The following is a 14,971-nucleotide window of genomic DNA, read 5'->3' as shown; positions in this document are numbered from 1 at the left end:
TGGACGGACTCGCTCATCGCGCGCTCCTCGCGGCAGGGTCACGGCCGAGCGCACTGGGCTCGGCCGGCTCGCCATCGCGCCGCGCCAGCGACGTCGCATAGACGGCAGATCGCGCGGCCAGCAGCGGATCATCCGACGGCGCGACGCCCGATGGCAGAATAGTCGGGTCGAAGGTGATGTTGCGGCACGCCCCGGTCTCCTCGATCGCCGCGCGCGTCAAGGTGAGCGTTCCGACATCGATGCTGCCGCGATCGGCCGGCCAGACCCTGGTCGCATCATCGACCGGATCCCCCGACTCGGCCAGCGTGATGATCATGTGCCAGCGCAACGGTGCCTCGGAGAGGCGCGCCAAGAGATCGTCGAACAGGAAGTTCGCCGGCCGCTCCGCCAGCGTTGCCTTGTCGATTGCCTCGAACGGTGTCTCGGGCACGAAGGACCAGCGCACGAAGCGCTGCTCGCCCATCGCGTCGACGAAACGGAAGGTGTTGATGCTGTAGTAGGTCCCGTTGGCGAAGCTCGCGGCCAGCGGCGCGTAGCGCTGCCAGTCGAGGAAGGCCTGCGTCTCGGGATGACGGGCCAGGAACTCTGCGACCCGATTCGGGTCGGGCTTGCCGGTGCGCGGATCGGGCGCTGTCGCAAGCTGAAACGCGAGAAAGGCCTGCGGCGTGGCGACCGGGAAGATCGGCGCGTTGTCCATCGCCATGCGCCATTGCTCGCCGTTCGGCAGGACCAGGCTGAGCGCCAGGGCATGGAACACCAAGCGGCCATCCGGCGCGTAGGGCTGGCCACCGCCGGTCGAGAACCGGCCGATCACCGGTACCGGTTCCGGCTCGAAGACTGCAGCGCGCGACAGCGTCACCCCCGTGCCGTTGCCCTGGAAACTGCCTTCGAAGCACAGCCCCTTGGCATGAGCGCGCCGGAATCCGGGATGCAGCCCGTCATGCTTCTCGAGGGCGTCGGTGATGCGATCCAGACCAAGGCGCTGCGGCGCAAGCCAGCCGGCGACATAGGTGAAGGCAGCGCCGGCACCGAGCAGGATGGCGCCGATGGCGCTGAGACGAAGGACGAGCGACATGCGGTTCATCATCTTGTCTCCTGTTGGCGAAGGAGGGCGCGCCGAACAGCTGGAGGCTGCGGGATGCCGCCCGGGCCCAGGCGTGAATGTTGAGGGACGGAGGACTCACCCCTGGGGAGGAAGGAGAAGATCGGGTCATGTCGGCCGTGCCTGTGCGGGGTTGGCGTCGACTCGGTCGCCGTCACCGAGATCGACGGCCGGATTGAGGATCACGGAATCGCCCGCCTTCACGCCGTCGCGCACCTCGACCTCGGTGCCGAGATCGCGCGCGATCACGATCCTGCGCAGCCGGGCGGTGCCGTTCTCGACCACGGCGACCTGCAGGCCGCCCTGGTTGAATATGACGGCGCCCGCCGGCACCAGGAGGCTCGGCAGCTGGCGCGGAATGTGGATGTCGACGGTGCAGTAGGTCCCGGGCACCAGCGCGCCGTCCGGATTGGCGATGTCGATCTCGACCAGCAGCGTGCGCGTGCCCGGCTGCAGCGCATCGGCGATGCGCGTCACCTTGCCCGCGAACGGCCGCTGCAGGAACTCCGGCACGTGGACGACCGCATCGATGCCCGGCACGACGCCCACGGCGGTGTCCTGCGGCACGTAAATCTGCGTGCGGATCACGTTGCTCTGCTGCACCGTGAACATGAAGGTGCCAGTCACCGCGTCGGCTTGCACCAGGCTGCCGATATCGATGTTGCGCTGAGTGATGACGCCGTCGAAAGGTGCCGCAACGCGTTGATAGAGCTTCTGCTGCTGCAGCACCTTGAGCTGCGCCCGCTGCGCCTCGACATTGGCGCGAGCGACGCCGACCGCGGCATCGTTGGCCCGCAGCGTCTGGACGTCCACGGTGCCCTGCTGGCGCGGCAGCCAGCCTTCCTTGACCAGCGGGCCGTCGCGCCGCCACGTCACGCTGGCTAGCGTCTGGTTGGCCTCGGCCTGGCGCAGGGCAGCTTCGAGCTGGGCCAGCGTCGCTTCGGCCTGCGCGATCTGGTGATCGAGCTCCGGCGCCACGATGGTCGCCAGCACCTGGCCGGCCTTGACGCGATCGCCGATGTCGACGGCGCGCGTTTCGACGTAGCCGCTGGCTCGCGCGAAGACATTGGCAACGGCAAAGGCCGAGGTTGTCGCCGGCAGGGTGACGACGAGGTCGCCCGTCCTCGCCTGGACCGTCGCCGTGCGCACGCGTGGCAACTGAGCTCGGCGCTGTTCGGCGCTCGCCAGGGTTTCCGCGCGCTGAGCATGATGCTGCCAGGCGCCGACCCCGAGCGTGCCAGCGAACAAGGCCAGCACGGCTCCCATCAGCACGATGCCGGTGCGCCCGGTCGAAGCAGCGCCTTCCGAATGCTCGATGTCGCTCATGTCAGCTCCTCGAATACGCCGCCGTTCAGCCTGCCGGCGCCGGCGCGCAGCCAGGCGAAGAGGCAAGGCACGACAAGCAGGGTTGTTGGCGTGGCAAACAGCAGGCCGCCAATCACGGCGCGGGCCAGCGCGGCGTTCTGTTCCTCGCCCGCACCGCCGATTGCCATGGGAATCATGCCGATGATCATCGCCGCCGCCGTCATCAGCACGGGGCGAATCCGGGTCCGGCCCGCGGCGATCGCCGCCTCGCGGGCCGTCCTGCCGGCCTGCATCTGCTCACGCGCGAAGGTCACCAGCAGAATCGAGTTCGCCGAGGCGACGCCGACTGCCATGATGGCGCCCATCAGCGACGGCACGTTGAGCGTGGTGCCAGTGGCAAACAGCATCGTCAGAATGCCGCAGAAGGTCGCCGGCAAGGCGAGCAGCACCACCAGTGGGTCACCGAAATTCTGGTAGTTGACGACCATCAGGCCGTAGACCAGCACCGCTGCGAACAGGAGGCCGATGCCGAGATCGGCGAACGCGCCCTGCATGCTCTGGATCTGGCCGACCACCTGGATGATGTTGCCGGGCGCCAGGCTCTTCTGCAGCTCGGACACGATCCGGTCGATCTCGTTGGACACACCGCCCAGATCGCGGCCCTGGACGCTGGCATAGACCTCGTAGACCGGCTGGATGTTCGCCTGGTTGCTGTTGGTCGGTACGCTCGCGCGCTTGAACGTCGCGACATTGCTCAGCAGGCCAGGGACGGGCACGCCGGAGACCGCGACGTCGGAGGTGATGGCCGATGATACCGGCGTGTTGCCGAGATCGTTCAGCGACGCCACCAGGGATTCGGGCGTCTGCACCGCGATGTAGTAGGGAATGCCGCTTGCCGGGTCGGTCCAGAAGTTCGGCGTCACCTGCTCGGACGAGCTCAGGCTGACATTGATGTTGTTGGCGATGGTGCTGGCGTTGAGGCCGAGCTGGGCTGCCCGCGTACGGTCGATGTCGGCGTAGAAGGACGGCGCATCGACCTCCTGCTGGAGGTGGGCATCGACCACGCCCGGCACAGCCGCGATGCGCCGCCGCAGCTCCCTGGCGACGCGCAGGTTGGTCGCTCGATCGTAGCCCACCGTGCGAACGTCGATCTGCGCCGGCAGGCCGAAATTCAGGATCTGGGTCACCATGTCGGCCGCCTGGAAGTAGAAGACCACGTCCGGAAAGGCCGCCGGCAGCTCGCGCCGCAGGGTGCGCACGTATCCCGCCGTCGGCGCATGGCCGTCCTTGAGTGAGATCAGGATGACGCCGTCGTTGACGCCGATGGTCGAGCCGTCGGTGAACGCCAGATTGTAGGCGCGCGCCGGCAGGCCGATGTTGTCGACCACCAGATCGCGGTCGCGCTCGGGAATGATGCTGCGGATCTTGTCTTCGATCGCCTGGAAGATGCCTTCTGTGGCCTCGATGCGCGTACCGGCTGGAGCGCGCACATGGAGCTGGATGCGCCCGCCATCGATCTCCGGAAAGAAATCGCGGCCGACGACGGTGAACAGCACTGCGCCGCTTGCCAACACGATCCCGGCAATGGCCACGATCGCGAGCTTGCGCTGAAGCAACAGGTCGAGCAGGACGAGGTAGCGCCGGCGCATCGCCTCGAAGCGCCGCTCGAAGCCGCCGTGGATGGCGGCGAAAAACCCGCCGATCGCCGTGGCCGGCGTAGCGTGACTCTCGCTCTTGGTCAGCAAGCCGATCGTGATCGGCGTCAGGGTCCGCGACAGGCCATAGGAGGCAAGCATCGCGAACACGACGGCAAGGCCAAGCGGCGTGAACAGATACTTGGCGGGACCGTCGAGGAAGACGACCGAGGTGAACACGCAGCTGATGGCGAGCGTCGATACCAGGGTCGGGACGGCGATGCCGGCAGCGCCGTGCAGCGTCGCCTGCGGCAGGGGCATGCCCTCCTCCGACAGAAGCCGATGGGTATTCTCGATGGTGACCGTCGAATCGTCGACCAGGATGCCGATGGCGAGCGCGAGGCCGCCCAGGGTCAACGTGTTCACCGTCTCGCCGAGGAAGTAGAGCGCGACCAGCGAGGTCAGGATCGACAGCGGAATCGAGATCATGACGACCAAGGTCGACCGCCACGATCCTAGGAACAGCAGGATCATGAGGGCGGTGAGGCCGGCCGCGATCCCGCCCTCGCGCACCACGCCGACGAGAGCCTGCTTGACGAACACCGACTGGTCGAACAGCTCGGTGATCTGCATGTCGGGCGGCGCGGCCTTGCGGATCGTCACGAGTGCGTCCTTGACCGCGTTGACCACGCTCACGGTCGAGGCATTGCCGTTCTTGATGATGCTGAGCAGAACGGAACGCCTTCCGTCCTTGCGCACGATGTTCTGCTGCACCGCCCAGCCGTCGTGCACTTGGCCGACGTCGCGCACGAACACGGTGGCGCCGTTGACGACTTTGATCGGGATTGCGTTGAGCTCGTCGATGGTGGCGGGCGTAGCGTTGGTCCGCACGACATACTGCGTGTCGCCGATCTTCGCGGTGCCCGATGGCAGCGTCAGGTTCTGGGCATTGACGGCATTGACCACGTCGAGCGGGGTGAGCCCCTTGGCCACCAGCTTGCTCGGATCGATGTCGACCATGATCTGACGGTACTTGCCGCCCGTCGGCGTCGGCATGGTGACGCCGGCAATCGGCGCGAGCTGCTGGCGCACGCGATAGATTCCGTAGTCGTAGAGCTGTTGCTCGCTCATCGTGTCGGAGCTGAGGCTGATCTGCAGCACCGGCACGCTCGAGGCATTGAACTGCACGACGATCGGCGGCTGGATACCCTGCGGCATCAGGGCGCGAATGGCGTTGGTGGCTGCGACGATCTGCGAGATCGCGAGGTCGAGGTTGACGTCCTCCTGGAAGTAGATCTTCTGCACCGACAGTCCGGCCAAGGTCTGAGCTTCGATGTTGCGGATGCCGTTCACGTTGGCGCTGATGGCGTACTGGCTGTAGGTGGTGACCCGCTGCTCCATCTCCGGCGTGCTCAATCCGGTGTAGCTCCAGATCACCGTCACCACCGGGATCCGGATCTCGGGAAAGATGTCGGTACGCATCGTCCAGGCGGCAATGCCGCCCAGGAACAGGATCAGCGCCGCCACGACATACAAGGTGTGGGGGAAGCGAAGCGCGAACCTTACGATGCCCATCGGCCAGCCTCTCCCGGCGGTACGCTGTTACGGGCGTCAATAAAACGTCGGCAGGCTGCTTTCCCATTCATACGAGCGGAGCGTCGGCCTCATACCTTGGTATGACAGGCGAGCCGCGCCGCATGCTTCAATCATGCTGCAATTCGCAGCGACATTGGTTACTGCTTCGCCATGCCGCTGCTCGCAGCCCTCCTCGCCATCGCCATCTTCATCGTCGATACGGCGACACCGCTCGAATTCGCGGTCGCCGTGCTCTATGTCGGCGTGGTCCTGCTGGCGATGGACTTCGCCGGCCGACGCGGCACCCTGATCGTCACCGTCGCCTGCGCCGGGCTGACGCTGCTGAGCTTCGCCATCACGCACAGCGGGGATCTGTCGAGCGGCGCCATCCTGCGCATGCTGATCAGCCTGTCGGCGATCACCATCACCGGCACCCTTGCGGCACGCCATCTCCGCGCCATGGCGACCGTGCGCGAGCATGCACGCCTGCTCGATCTCACGCACGACACCATCTTCGTGCGCAACCTCGACGACGTCATCGTGTTCTGGAACCGGGCGGCAACCGAGCTCTACGGCTGGTCGCGCGAGCAGGCGATCGGCCGCAAGGCGTCCGACCTGCTGCAGACCCAGTTCCCGGCTCCGTTCGAAACGGTCATGGGCGACGTCAAGCGCGAGGGGCGCTGGGAAGGCGAGCTCGTCCATACCTGCAGCGACGGCCGCAAGGTCACGGTGGCCAGCCGCTGGTCGCTGCGGCGCGACGAACGTGACCGGCCGATCGCCATTCTCGAGACCAACAACGACATCACCGAACGTCGCCAGGTCGAGGACGGCCTCAACCGCACGCGCGGCGAGCTCGCACACGTCGCCCGCGTCGCCACGATGGGCGAGCTCACCGCCTCGATCGCCCATGAGGTCAACCAGCCGCTTGCGGCCATCGTCACCAACGGCGAGGCCTGCCTGCGCTGGCTGGGCCGCGCGGTGCCCGATATCGGCCAGGCGCGGAAGTCGGTCGAGAGCATGATCCGCAGCGGCCAGCGCGCCAGCGACGTCGTGGCCCGGCTGCGCACCCTGTCGCGGCGCGGCGACGCTGGCCACACCCCGGTCGCTTTGCCCGAGATCGTCAACGACGTCGCCCTGCTGATCCGCCACGAACTGCGCGTCCATCACGCGACCCTGTCGATCCAGGCGCCGGCCAACCTGCCGGCGGTGCGGGGCGACAAGGTGCAGCTCCAGCAGGTGGTGATGAACCTTCTGATGAACGGGCTGCAGGCAATGGACGGCATCACCGACCGGCCGCGTCGCCTCACCGTCGAGATCAAGGAGGACGACACCGGCTCGGTCGTCCTCGCGGTGAGCGACAGCGGCCCGGGTATCGCGCCCGAGGCCCAAAGAGTGCTATTCGATGCCTTCTTCACGACCAAACCGGATGGCATGGGCATGGGCCTTTCGATCTGCCGATCGATCGTCGAAGCGCACGGCGGGCACATTTCCGCCTCCAACCTCGACTCGGGCGGGGCGCGCATCGCCGTCAGCCTGCCTCGGCACGCGGACCAGGCGGCATGAAGTTGCCGGTCAACCCTGAGCCTGTCGCGACGGTTTTCGTGGTCGACGACGACCAGGACATGCGCGAGGCGCTCGACAATCTCCTGCGCTCGGTCGGCCACGCGGTGAGCCTGTTCGGCTCGACCTCGGAGTTCCTGCAGAAGGCGCCCGCCAATGCGCCGGGTTGCCTGGTGCTCGACGTTCGCCTGCCGGGCGTGAGCGGGCTCGAGTTCCAGAACCAGCTCGCCCGCGCCAACGCCAGCATCCCCATCATCTTCATGACCGGGCACGGCGACATCCCGATGTCTGTGCGCGCCATGAAGGCGGGCGCCATCGACTTCCTGACCAAGCCGTTCCGCGACCAGGACATGCTCGATGCCGTCGCACTTGCGCTGGAGCACGACCGCGCGCGTCGGGCCGAGGCCGAGGCGTCGGCCGACGTGCGCGAGCGCTTCACCCTGCTGTCGCGGCGCGAGCGCGAGGTCATGACCCTGGTCACGCGCGGCCTGATGAACAAGCAGGTCGCCGGCGAGCTCGGCCTCAGCGAGATCACGGTGAAGCTCTATCGCGGTCAGGCCATGCGCAAGATGGGCGCCCGTTCGCTCGCCGATCTGGTGCGCATGGCCGAGCAGCTGGCGCTCCATGGCGCGAAGCCGTGATCAGGCCAGGCGACAAGAGCGGGCAGGAAACAATCGAACGCCCCCACAATCGGACACTCCCCATAATCGGACTGACACCCATAACCGGGCAAACGTAGGTATAGGTTTCCGCCGTTGGCGGGCGCCGTAATATTCGGCGCGTGCAAGCAACCGATCCCGCCCTGCCGACGATCGCCGTGGTCGACGACGAAGAGAGCGTTCGCGCCGCCGTGGCAAATCTGCTGTCCTCGCTCGGACTGGCCGTGGCCGCTTTCGGCTCGGCGGAGGAGTTTCTCGCTTCGCCAGTGACCACGACCGCTGCTTGCCTGATCACCGACATCCAGATGCCGGGCATGAGCGGGCTCGACCTGCAGCGCCACCTCATCGCCTCCGGCAACCGCATCCCGATCATCCTGATGACGGGCTTCCCCAGGGAGCAGTCCCGCCAGCAGGCCAGCACCGACGGCGCCATCGGCTATCTCGCCAAGCCGTTCGAGAGCCGCCAGCTGATCGAGCTGATCGACGGGATACTGGGCGCGACGTAGCGCGGTCTGCGCGACGCGTCAGCCCCGGGTCACCCCCGTCAGGTAGTCCCACGCCGACAAGGCGTGCACGCTGAGCACGTGGTGGAATTCCTCGATACTGACGCTCTCGTCGATGCCGCCCATGCCGGCGGGTGAGCAGCCGTAGACGAAGGCCGGCACCCCGGCGACGCGCCAGAAGCGGGTGTCGGTGCCGCCCAGGCTGACGATCGGCTTGGGCTCGTAGCCCAGCCGTTGCGCGGCATTGCGCACCAGGTGGCCGACCATCTCGTGCGTCGGGTCGGAGTAGTTGGCTTCCGGGCCGCCGGCGAGCAGTTCCTCGCAGCTGACCGCCGGATGACGCGCCACGATCGCCTGTACCGCCTTCAGCAGGCTGGCGCGCGAGAGGCCGACGGGCAGACGGAAATCGACGTCGAGCACGCACTCGGCCGGCAGCATGTTGATCTTCACGCCGCCTTGCATGACGCCGATGTTGACCGACACCCGCCGCACCACGCCGGCGGCGCCGGCGCCCAGCGACTGGTCGATCGCCGTCCGCACGTCGGGCCGATCGAGCGTGCAGCGCACGACCTCCGGCTCCTCGGGCGCCAGGGCCTCGATCGCCTCCAGGTCCTTGATCAGGCTGGCCGCGATCTTGTTGGCGCTGGGACTGGTATGCGGATAGGCGCTGTGGCCGCCCGGCACGGCGATGCGAAAGCGCAACCAGTAGATCGACTTCTCGCCGAATCGCACGGTCTGCACGCCGCTCGGCTCGGTGTTGAGTACGCAATCGCCCAAGACCTCGGCGGCGCAGTTCTTCACCAGCCAGTCCGATCCCCAGCGCCCGCCGGTCTCCTCGTCGGACACCACGGTCAGGGTAACCCGTCCCGGCAGTTCCTCGCGCAGGCGATGCAGGTAGGCATGGACGAACAGCAGCGCCGTGGTGCCGCATTTCATGTCGACCGTGCCGCGGCCGTGCACGCGGCCGTCGACGATGTCGCCCGACAGCGGCGAGCGCGACCAGCGCGAGGCGTCGCCCACGGGAAACACGTCGAGATGGCCGTTCAGCACCAGGTGGTGGCCGTTTCCCGTGCCGGCAAAGCTGCTGATCAGGTTGGGGTTGGCCGCCCGCGGCGCCTCGGTGCGATGGCCGATGCCCTCATCGTCGAGGAAACTGCAGAACAGGTCGGCCGCCTCGGTAGTGTCGCCGGGCGGATTGCAGGTGTCGATGCGCGTGAAGGCGCGCAGGAATGCGAGCTGGCGCTCGCGCTCGCTGTCGAGCCAATGGATCAGCCGGTCGCGCCCGCTCATGTACGGCGGTACTCCGGCGCCGGGACGTCGTGGATGACGACGCCGTCCTTGATGACGGCGAGACAGGGAGCGCCGCCGATCTGGTAGACGATGCCGCGCGGGTCGTCGGTGTCCCACACCGCGAGATCGGCGGCGCGGCCGACGGCGACGCGACCCGCCTTGTCGGACAGACCGAGGGCGCGCGCGCTGTTGACGGTGAAGCCCTTCAGCGCCTCCTCGGCGGTCAACCGGAACAGGTAGCAGGCGAGATGCATCTGTGAGGCCGGTGACACGGTGGGCGAGCTCACCGGGTTGGAGTTGGTGGCGAGCGCCATCGGCACGCCGAGATCGCGGAACATCTCGACCGGCGGCTTGCGCGTCTCGTGCAGGGTGAGATGTGCGCCGGGCAGCAGGGTCGCGACCGTGCCCGCCTCCGCCATCTCGCGGATTGTCGCCAGCGAGCCGTATTCCATGTGATCGGCCGACAGGCCACGATGGCGGGCGACCAGCGCGCCGGCGCCGAAATCGGTGTACTGGTCGGCATGCGCCTTGACGCCCAGCCCATAGGACTGCGCCTTGGCGTACAGGCGGCCCATCTGCTCGTGATTGAAGCCGACCTTGTCGCAGAACCCGTCGACCTGGTCGACGACGCCCTGGCGCACCGCCTCGGGCAGCACCTCCTCGCACATGAAGGTGACGTAGTCGTCGCGCCGGCCGGCGAACTCCGGCGCGAGCCCGTGCGCGCCGAGATAGGTCGAGACCACGGTGATCGGCAGGTCGCGTCCCAGAGCGCGCGAGACCCGCATCGCGCGCAGCTCGGTGTCCTTGTCCATGCCGCAGCCCGACTTGCTCTCGACCGTGGTGACGCCGTTGGCAATCAGCCGGCTCATGCGCTTGCGGCTGGCGTCGTAGAGCGCTTCTTCCGACAAGACGCGGGTGCGCCGCATCATGCCGCCGACGCCGGCGCTGCGCGCTTCGAGATCCCAGCGCCCGCCGCCTTGCGACAGCACCTCGAAGTCGACCAGCCCTTCCTCGCCGTAGACGATGTGGGTGTGTGGATCGACCAGTCCCGGCGTCACCACCTTGCCGGCGAGATCGCGCACCTGGCCTGTTTGCCCGGCCGGCGCCTGGGCCACCGGCCCGACCCAGGCGATCTTGCCGTTGGCGATACCGATCGCCCCATCAGGAACCAGCCCGAAGGGGTTGTCGCCCTCCATCGTCGCGATGGTGGCGTTCTTCAGCAGCAGGTCGAACATCGACAATCACTCCCCCAAGTAACTTGTCCTCCTCCCCAGCTTCGCTGGGGAGGTCTCACGTCATACGTGACGGAGGAGTCATGCGTCTTCTACTGGACCGCGGGCGCCTCGCCCGCTCTCATATGATGAGCGGGCGGGACGCCCGCGGTCCAAGAACCATGACCCCTCCGTCCGCGAAGACGCGGACACCTCCCCGGCGAAGCTGGGGAGGAGAATGATCTCAATCGAAAACCTCGAACGCGACATCGCGCGGTGTGGCGCCGCCTTCGCCGTTGATCGGGGCGATGTCCTGGGGACAGGCCGAGAACACGACGACGCAATCCATCTCGGCGCGCAACACCACGTAATCGCCGGCCTTGCAGCGTGCCGGCTGAAAGCTCAGCGAATTGCGATCGTCGCCGATCGGGATGTTCATGAAGATGTTGAGCGGCGACGGGGCGCGCGGCGGTGGCGTGACGCCGAGAGCCAACATGCCCTCGACCAGATTGTCCTGGCAGTTGCGGTGATAGCCCTTCACGCCCAGAAGCTCGTAGCGGCGTTGATCGCACGCCGCCATCAGGGTGTCGTGGATGCCGGGCGAGGTATCCTGCTCCAGCGTCACGATCGGCCGGCGCTGGCTGCTCACCAGCGTGTCGCCGAGCTTCGGGTTGATGCGCTGGTTCCAGACGCGCGTGCAGTCCATCGACAGGTGCTCACGGACGTCGTGGACGTTGAATGCCCAGCAGTCGACCACCTGCCCGCCGTGCGTGTTGATCAGTTTGACGCGTTGTCCGGCGCGCAGGCGCAAGGCCTTGCCGTGGCCGGCTGGAACGGTCTCAGTCGCTGGCATGCTCGCGGCTCCGGACTTCATGGCGACCCGTCGAGTCACCGATCACGATCAACTCTGAGACGGTGATGTTTTAAACTCAACGACTATCTGGGACAGTACCGTCTTTGGGGGCTCGAAGATGTCGTTGGACGGGAATGCGGCTTCCACCGGCCAGGGCCGGCGCACCATGTTGCGACGCACAACCGTCGGGCTCGGTTGCCTGTTCCTTGTGCAATCGTCGGTGCGACCGGCATTCGCCCATGCGACCCTGGACCGAACGCGTCTACGGCATACCGCCCGAACAGGTCGTCGGCTCGTCGGGCATCACGAGATACCAGTTGGCGGCACCCGACAAGCCGGTCCTGCTGAAGGAGTCCCGGGTCGAGTTCGTCGACGACGGCCCGGGCAAGGCCGAAGGCATCCATCGCTTCATCGGCCGGCGCCCCCTCTTCGCCTTCGGCAACTCCGACGGCGATCAGCAGATGCTGGAGTGGACCGCCGCGGGCGGCGGCGCCCGCTTCATGGGCCTGGTCCATCACACCGACGCTGTGCGCGAGTACGCCTACGATCGCAATTCGCCGGTCGGTCGTCTCGACAAAGCCTGGGACGAAGCGATCCGGCGGCACTGGATCGTCGCCGACATGAAGAACGACTGGAAGGTGATCCATCCGTTCGAGTCGAGGTGAGCATGGGCGCACTGAGGCGAGCCGGGCAAAGCAAAGCGGCGGCCCGGAGGGCCGCCGCTGAATTTCTCCCCCCTCGAAGGAGGGGGCCCGAGCTTGCCCTTCGGCCGCGGACGCCTCGCGCGACGTCCTGGCCGCTCGTGGCACGTGTCCTGACGACGTCAGAACTTGATGTCGACCCTGCGGTCGTTTGGCGAGCTGATCCCGTCATTGATGCGAGTCAGCACCGGCCCCCTGTCGGTGTAGACGAAGATCGAGGTGGCCGGGACGCCGTCGCGGATCAGCTCCTGCCTGACGATCTGGGCGTGCTCGGCCCGGCCGCTCACGTGAATCGGCCTGCCGGCGGCTGCACGCGCGGCGGTGCGCACCGTCGCGGCGGCAGTCGGGGGCAGCGGGCCGGCGCCCTTGTCGAGAAATACCATGTATTCCGAGCGCGGCTGCCCCGTCGCGTAGGCGAGGCTTGTGCTCTGCGCCATAGTCGCCAGAGGTGCCAGGAACAATCCGCCGATCAGCACGGCGGCGGTGCGCCGAATCATCATCATCGTCTCCTTGACGCGCCATCGCGTCGGTACGGAATAGAACTCAGATCGCCCATCTTAGTTCCGGACACCGGACGGTAAATCGCATGCGCCACGCACGAAATTGGCGACATGGTGGCGCAAACACGAAGGACGAACAGGATGTCGACACAGCGTCGCCTCGCCTGAAGGCCGACACGAAGCAATCTTGCAGCCCTGCGGAATGGACACATCTTCATTTCCTCCCCCGCCATCGGGGGAAGACTTGGAATCATGAAGAGCCAGAGCTCGCCATCCACAAGCCCCACGCCACCAGCGCCACGCCACTCGCGCGGGCGATCCACAGGCCGGCCGGCATCAGCTTCTCGACCAGCACCAGGGTGGTGAAGCCCGCCACCCACAAGAGGTCCATCGCGCCCACGACGAACAGCAGGGCCATCAGGATCCAGCAGCAGCCGAGGCAGTAGAGGCCGTGTGACCAGCCCATGCGGAGCGCGCCGCCCGGGCCGTCGCGCCAGCGGTTGACGAGAAAGTCGAGGGGCGAGCGGCAGTGGTCGAGGCAGACCTGCTTCAGCGGCGTCAGCTGGTAGAGGCCGGCGGCCACCAGCAGGCCGCCTGCCAGCAGCGGGCTGGTGGTCTTCATCGCCATCGGCGCCAGCAGGGCGAGCCGTTCGAGCCCCCAGTGCGCGAGGGTCGCGGCGATGCTGAAGCCACCCCACGCCGCGAGATAGCCCGCAGTGAACAGCGCCGTCGGCACATAGGGCTGGCCGCGCTGGCGCCGCCGCTGGTTGATCGCGGCGAAGGTCAGGATCATCGGCGCCGCGCTCGGCAGCATCATGCCGGCCATCATGACGCACCACATCGCCAGCAGAAGTACGAGATCGCGGGCGCCCATGGGCGGCATGCTCATGTTCGGATCCATCGCCGCCATGTCGCGGGCGATGTCGGCGAGATGGAGCCAGCTCAGGCCGACGATGGCGGCAAGCGCGATGCCGATCAGCAGCCGAGGCTGCCGCAGCAGCCCGGACGCCGACCCGGGCAATGGCCGATCAGGCTCCCCAGGCAACGGCCTGTCAGGCTGCCCAGGCGAACGGCGCGAAGTGGCCGTTGTTGCCCTTGCCGGCGAGCGCGAGGTCGAGGCCGAAGCCCTGAACCTCGGTCCGGCTCGAGCGCGCCAGCGCCAGGCGGCGGTTGGCAGGATGGGCGGTGTTGTCGATGTAGAACGGCTCGCCCGAGCGGTTGCGCGAGGCCACGCCCTCGATGGCGAAGGCGAGCACACCGGGGATGCCGGCGGCGCGCTTGAGGCCATCCATTGTGAAGTCGATGCGGCGGTACTCGATGCCGCGGAAGTCGCTCACCAGATTGTCGCGGATCATCTGCGGCGGCCCGCCCGCGGTGCCGCCGGCGATCGCCGACAGCGCCCGACGCTGCGCCTCGTTCGCCGCCTCGTCGACCACGACCCCGAACACCCAGCCGCCATCGGCCATGACCCGGCCCGAGCGGATGACCAGCGCGAATTTCAGCCCGTCGAGCGCGACGCCGTCATGGCGGCCGCGGTCGATGCGATAGACCATCAGCGCCGTGCAATGCTCGTGCGTCGCCGCCGCCTGCGGATTGGTGAAGATGCAGGGGCAGAGATAGTCGCAGTTGCAGCTCTCCATGTACTCGCCGCTGATCTCCCAGGTCTTCTGCGCCATGGCGGTGTCTCCGTTTGGACGACAACCCTACCACGGAAGGCTCATGGCCGGGAGCGCGCCACTCCGTGGCGCTCATAAGTCTTCCGGACCGCGAGCGTCTCGCTCGCCTCGGCGCATTCATATGCGCCGATTGCGTATGTAACGAAGGTATGAGCGAGCCAGAGGCTCGCGGTCCAGAAGAACATGAGCGCCGCGGAGGGGCGCGCTCCCGGCCATGAACGCGGCTACGCCGGCTTCTTCCGCTCCCTCAGTGCCGCACCGAAGGCCTGGAACAAGGCGCGGTTGATGGGGTTGATCTGGGGGTCGTACTCGGCGTGCCATTGCACGCCCAGGGCGAAGCCGGGGGCGTCGGCGATGCGGATGGCCTCGATGGTGCCGTCCTCGGCGATGCCTTCGCAGACC

13 protein-coding genes and 1 pseudogene are annotated in these 14,971 nt (G+C 67.3%); 4 read left to right on the top strand and 10 right to left on the bottom strand.

The window, feature by feature from the left end:
* Positions 1–13: 13 nt before the first annotated feature.
* The 3 genes from AB7O82_RS30730 to AB7O82_RS30720 all read right to left on the bottom strand — a co-directional run bounded on the left by AB7O82_RS30730 (position 14) and on the right by AB7O82_RS30720 (position 5,616).
* Complete coding sequence (locus AB7O82_RS30730) at positions 14–1,075, bottom strand: catalase family peroxidase (RefSeq protein ID WP_428620987.1); 1,062 nt, start codon at positions 1,073–1,075, stop codon at positions 14–16.
* A 135-nt stretch (positions 1,076–1,210) separates the two neighbouring features.
* Complete coding sequence (locus AB7O82_RS30725; RefSeq protein WP_428546929.1) at positions 1,211–2,428, bottom strand: efflux RND transporter periplasmic adaptor subunit; 1,218 nt, start codon at positions 2,426–2,428, stop codon at positions 1,211–1,213.
* Positions 2,425–5,616 (bottom strand): efflux RND transporter permease subunit, encoded by a 3,192-nt coding sequence (locus AB7O82_RS30720; RefSeq protein WP_428620986.1) that lies wholly within the window; start codon positions 5,614–5,616, stop codon positions 2,425–2,427. Before AB7O82_RS30720 ends, AB7O82_RS30725 begins: the two co-directional genes overlap by 4 nt.
* 171 nt (positions 5,617–5,787) lie before the next feature.
* On the opposite strand from AB7O82_RS30720, the gene AB7O82_RS30715 reads away from it, so the two are divergent.
* From AB7O82_RS30715 to AB7O82_RS30705, 3 genes are all read left to right on the top strand, one after another.
* A complete protein-coding gene (locus AB7O82_RS30715) occupies positions 5,788–7,179 on the top strand; it encodes a sensor histidine kinase (RefSeq protein WP_428546923.1) in 1,392 nt (463 codons plus the stop codon).
* Positions 7,176–7,817, top strand: a complete 642-nt coding sequence (locus tag AB7O82_RS30710; protein ID WP_428620984.1) for a response regulator transcription factor — start codon at positions 7,176–7,178, stop codon at positions 7,815–7,817. The genes AB7O82_RS30715 and AB7O82_RS30710 overlap by 4 nt, the downstream gene beginning before the upstream one ends.
* Positions 7,818–7,957: 140 nt before the next feature.
* On the top strand, positions 7,958–8,341 hold the full coding sequence (locus AB7O82_RS30705; RefSeq protein ID WP_428546917.1) for a response regulator transcription factor: 384 nt from the start codon (positions 7,958–7,960) through the stop codon (positions 8,339–8,341).
* Positions 8,342–8,359: 18 nt separating this feature from the next.
* Here the strand turns inward: AB7O82_RS30705 and AB7O82_RS30700 are convergent, their stop codons facing one another.
* The 3 genes from AB7O82_RS30700 to AB7O82_RS30690 form a co-directional block, all read right to left on the bottom strand.
* Positions 8,360–9,628 carry a M20/M25/M40 family metallo-hydrolase gene (locus AB7O82_RS30700; protein WP_428546914.1) on the bottom strand — a complete coding sequence of 423 codons (1,269 nt, stop codon included), beginning with the start codon at positions 9,626–9,628 and terminating at the stop codon, positions 8,360–8,362.
* Positions 9,625–10,863 carry an imidazolonepropionase gene (gene hutI, locus AB7O82_RS30695; protein ID WP_428620982.1) on the bottom strand — a complete coding sequence of 413 codons (1,239 nt, stop codon included), beginning with the start codon at positions 10,861–10,863 and terminating at the stop codon, positions 9,625–9,627. The genes AB7O82_RS30700 and hutI overlap by 4 nt, the downstream gene beginning before the upstream one ends.
* A 220-nt stretch (positions 10,864–11,083) precedes the next feature.
* Positions 11,084–11,692: a DUF1989 domain-containing protein gene (locus tag AB7O82_RS30690; RefSeq protein ID WP_428546908.1), complete on the bottom strand. Its 609-nt coding sequence runs from the start codon at positions 11,690–11,692 to the stop codon at positions 11,084–11,086.
* 239 nt (positions 11,693–11,931) lie between these two features.
* On the opposite strand from AB7O82_RS30690, the pseudogene AB7O82_RS30685 reads away from it, so the two are divergent.
* Positions 11,932–12,357 (top strand): annotated as a pseudogene (locus tag AB7O82_RS30685) (haloacid dehalogenase-like hydrolase); the annotation flags it as partial.
* Between the two features lie 158 nt (positions 12,358–12,515).
* Here the strand turns inward: AB7O82_RS30685 and AB7O82_RS30680 are convergent.
* The 4 genes from AB7O82_RS30680 to AB7O82_RS30665 form a co-directional block, all read right to left on the bottom strand.
* Positions 12,516–12,896, bottom strand: coding sequence for a hypothetical protein (locus tag AB7O82_RS30680; protein WP_428546905.1), 381 nt, complete (start codon positions 12,894–12,896; stop codon positions 12,516–12,518).
* 247 nt (positions 12,897–13,143) lie between these two features.
* On the bottom strand, positions 13,144–13,914 hold the full coding sequence (locus AB7O82_RS30675) for a DUF2182 domain-containing protein (protein ID WP_428546902.1): 771 nt from the start codon (positions 13,912–13,914) through the stop codon (positions 13,144–13,146).
* 31 nt (positions 13,915–13,945) lie between these two features.
* Positions 13,946–14,569, bottom strand: coding sequence for a DUF1326 domain-containing protein (locus tag AB7O82_RS30670; protein ID WP_428546899.1), 624 nt, complete (start codon positions 14,567–14,569; stop codon positions 13,946–13,948).
* 224 nt (positions 14,570–14,793) lie between these two features.
* Positions 14,794–14,971: gamma-glutamyl-gamma-aminobutyrate hydrolase family protein (locus AB7O82_RS30665; RefSeq protein ID WP_428620989.1), on the bottom strand; the 178-nt coding region annotated here is incomplete at its 5' end.

The sequence above is a fragment of the Reyranella sp. genome (assembly GCF_050185545.1).
In the GTDB taxonomy this organism is placed as follows: Bacteria; Pseudomonadota; Alphaproteobacteria; order Reyranellales; family Reyranellaceae; genus Reyranella.
Note: the sequence above shows the minus strand (reverse complement) of the source record. Positions and strands in the feature narration are given on the sequence as shown.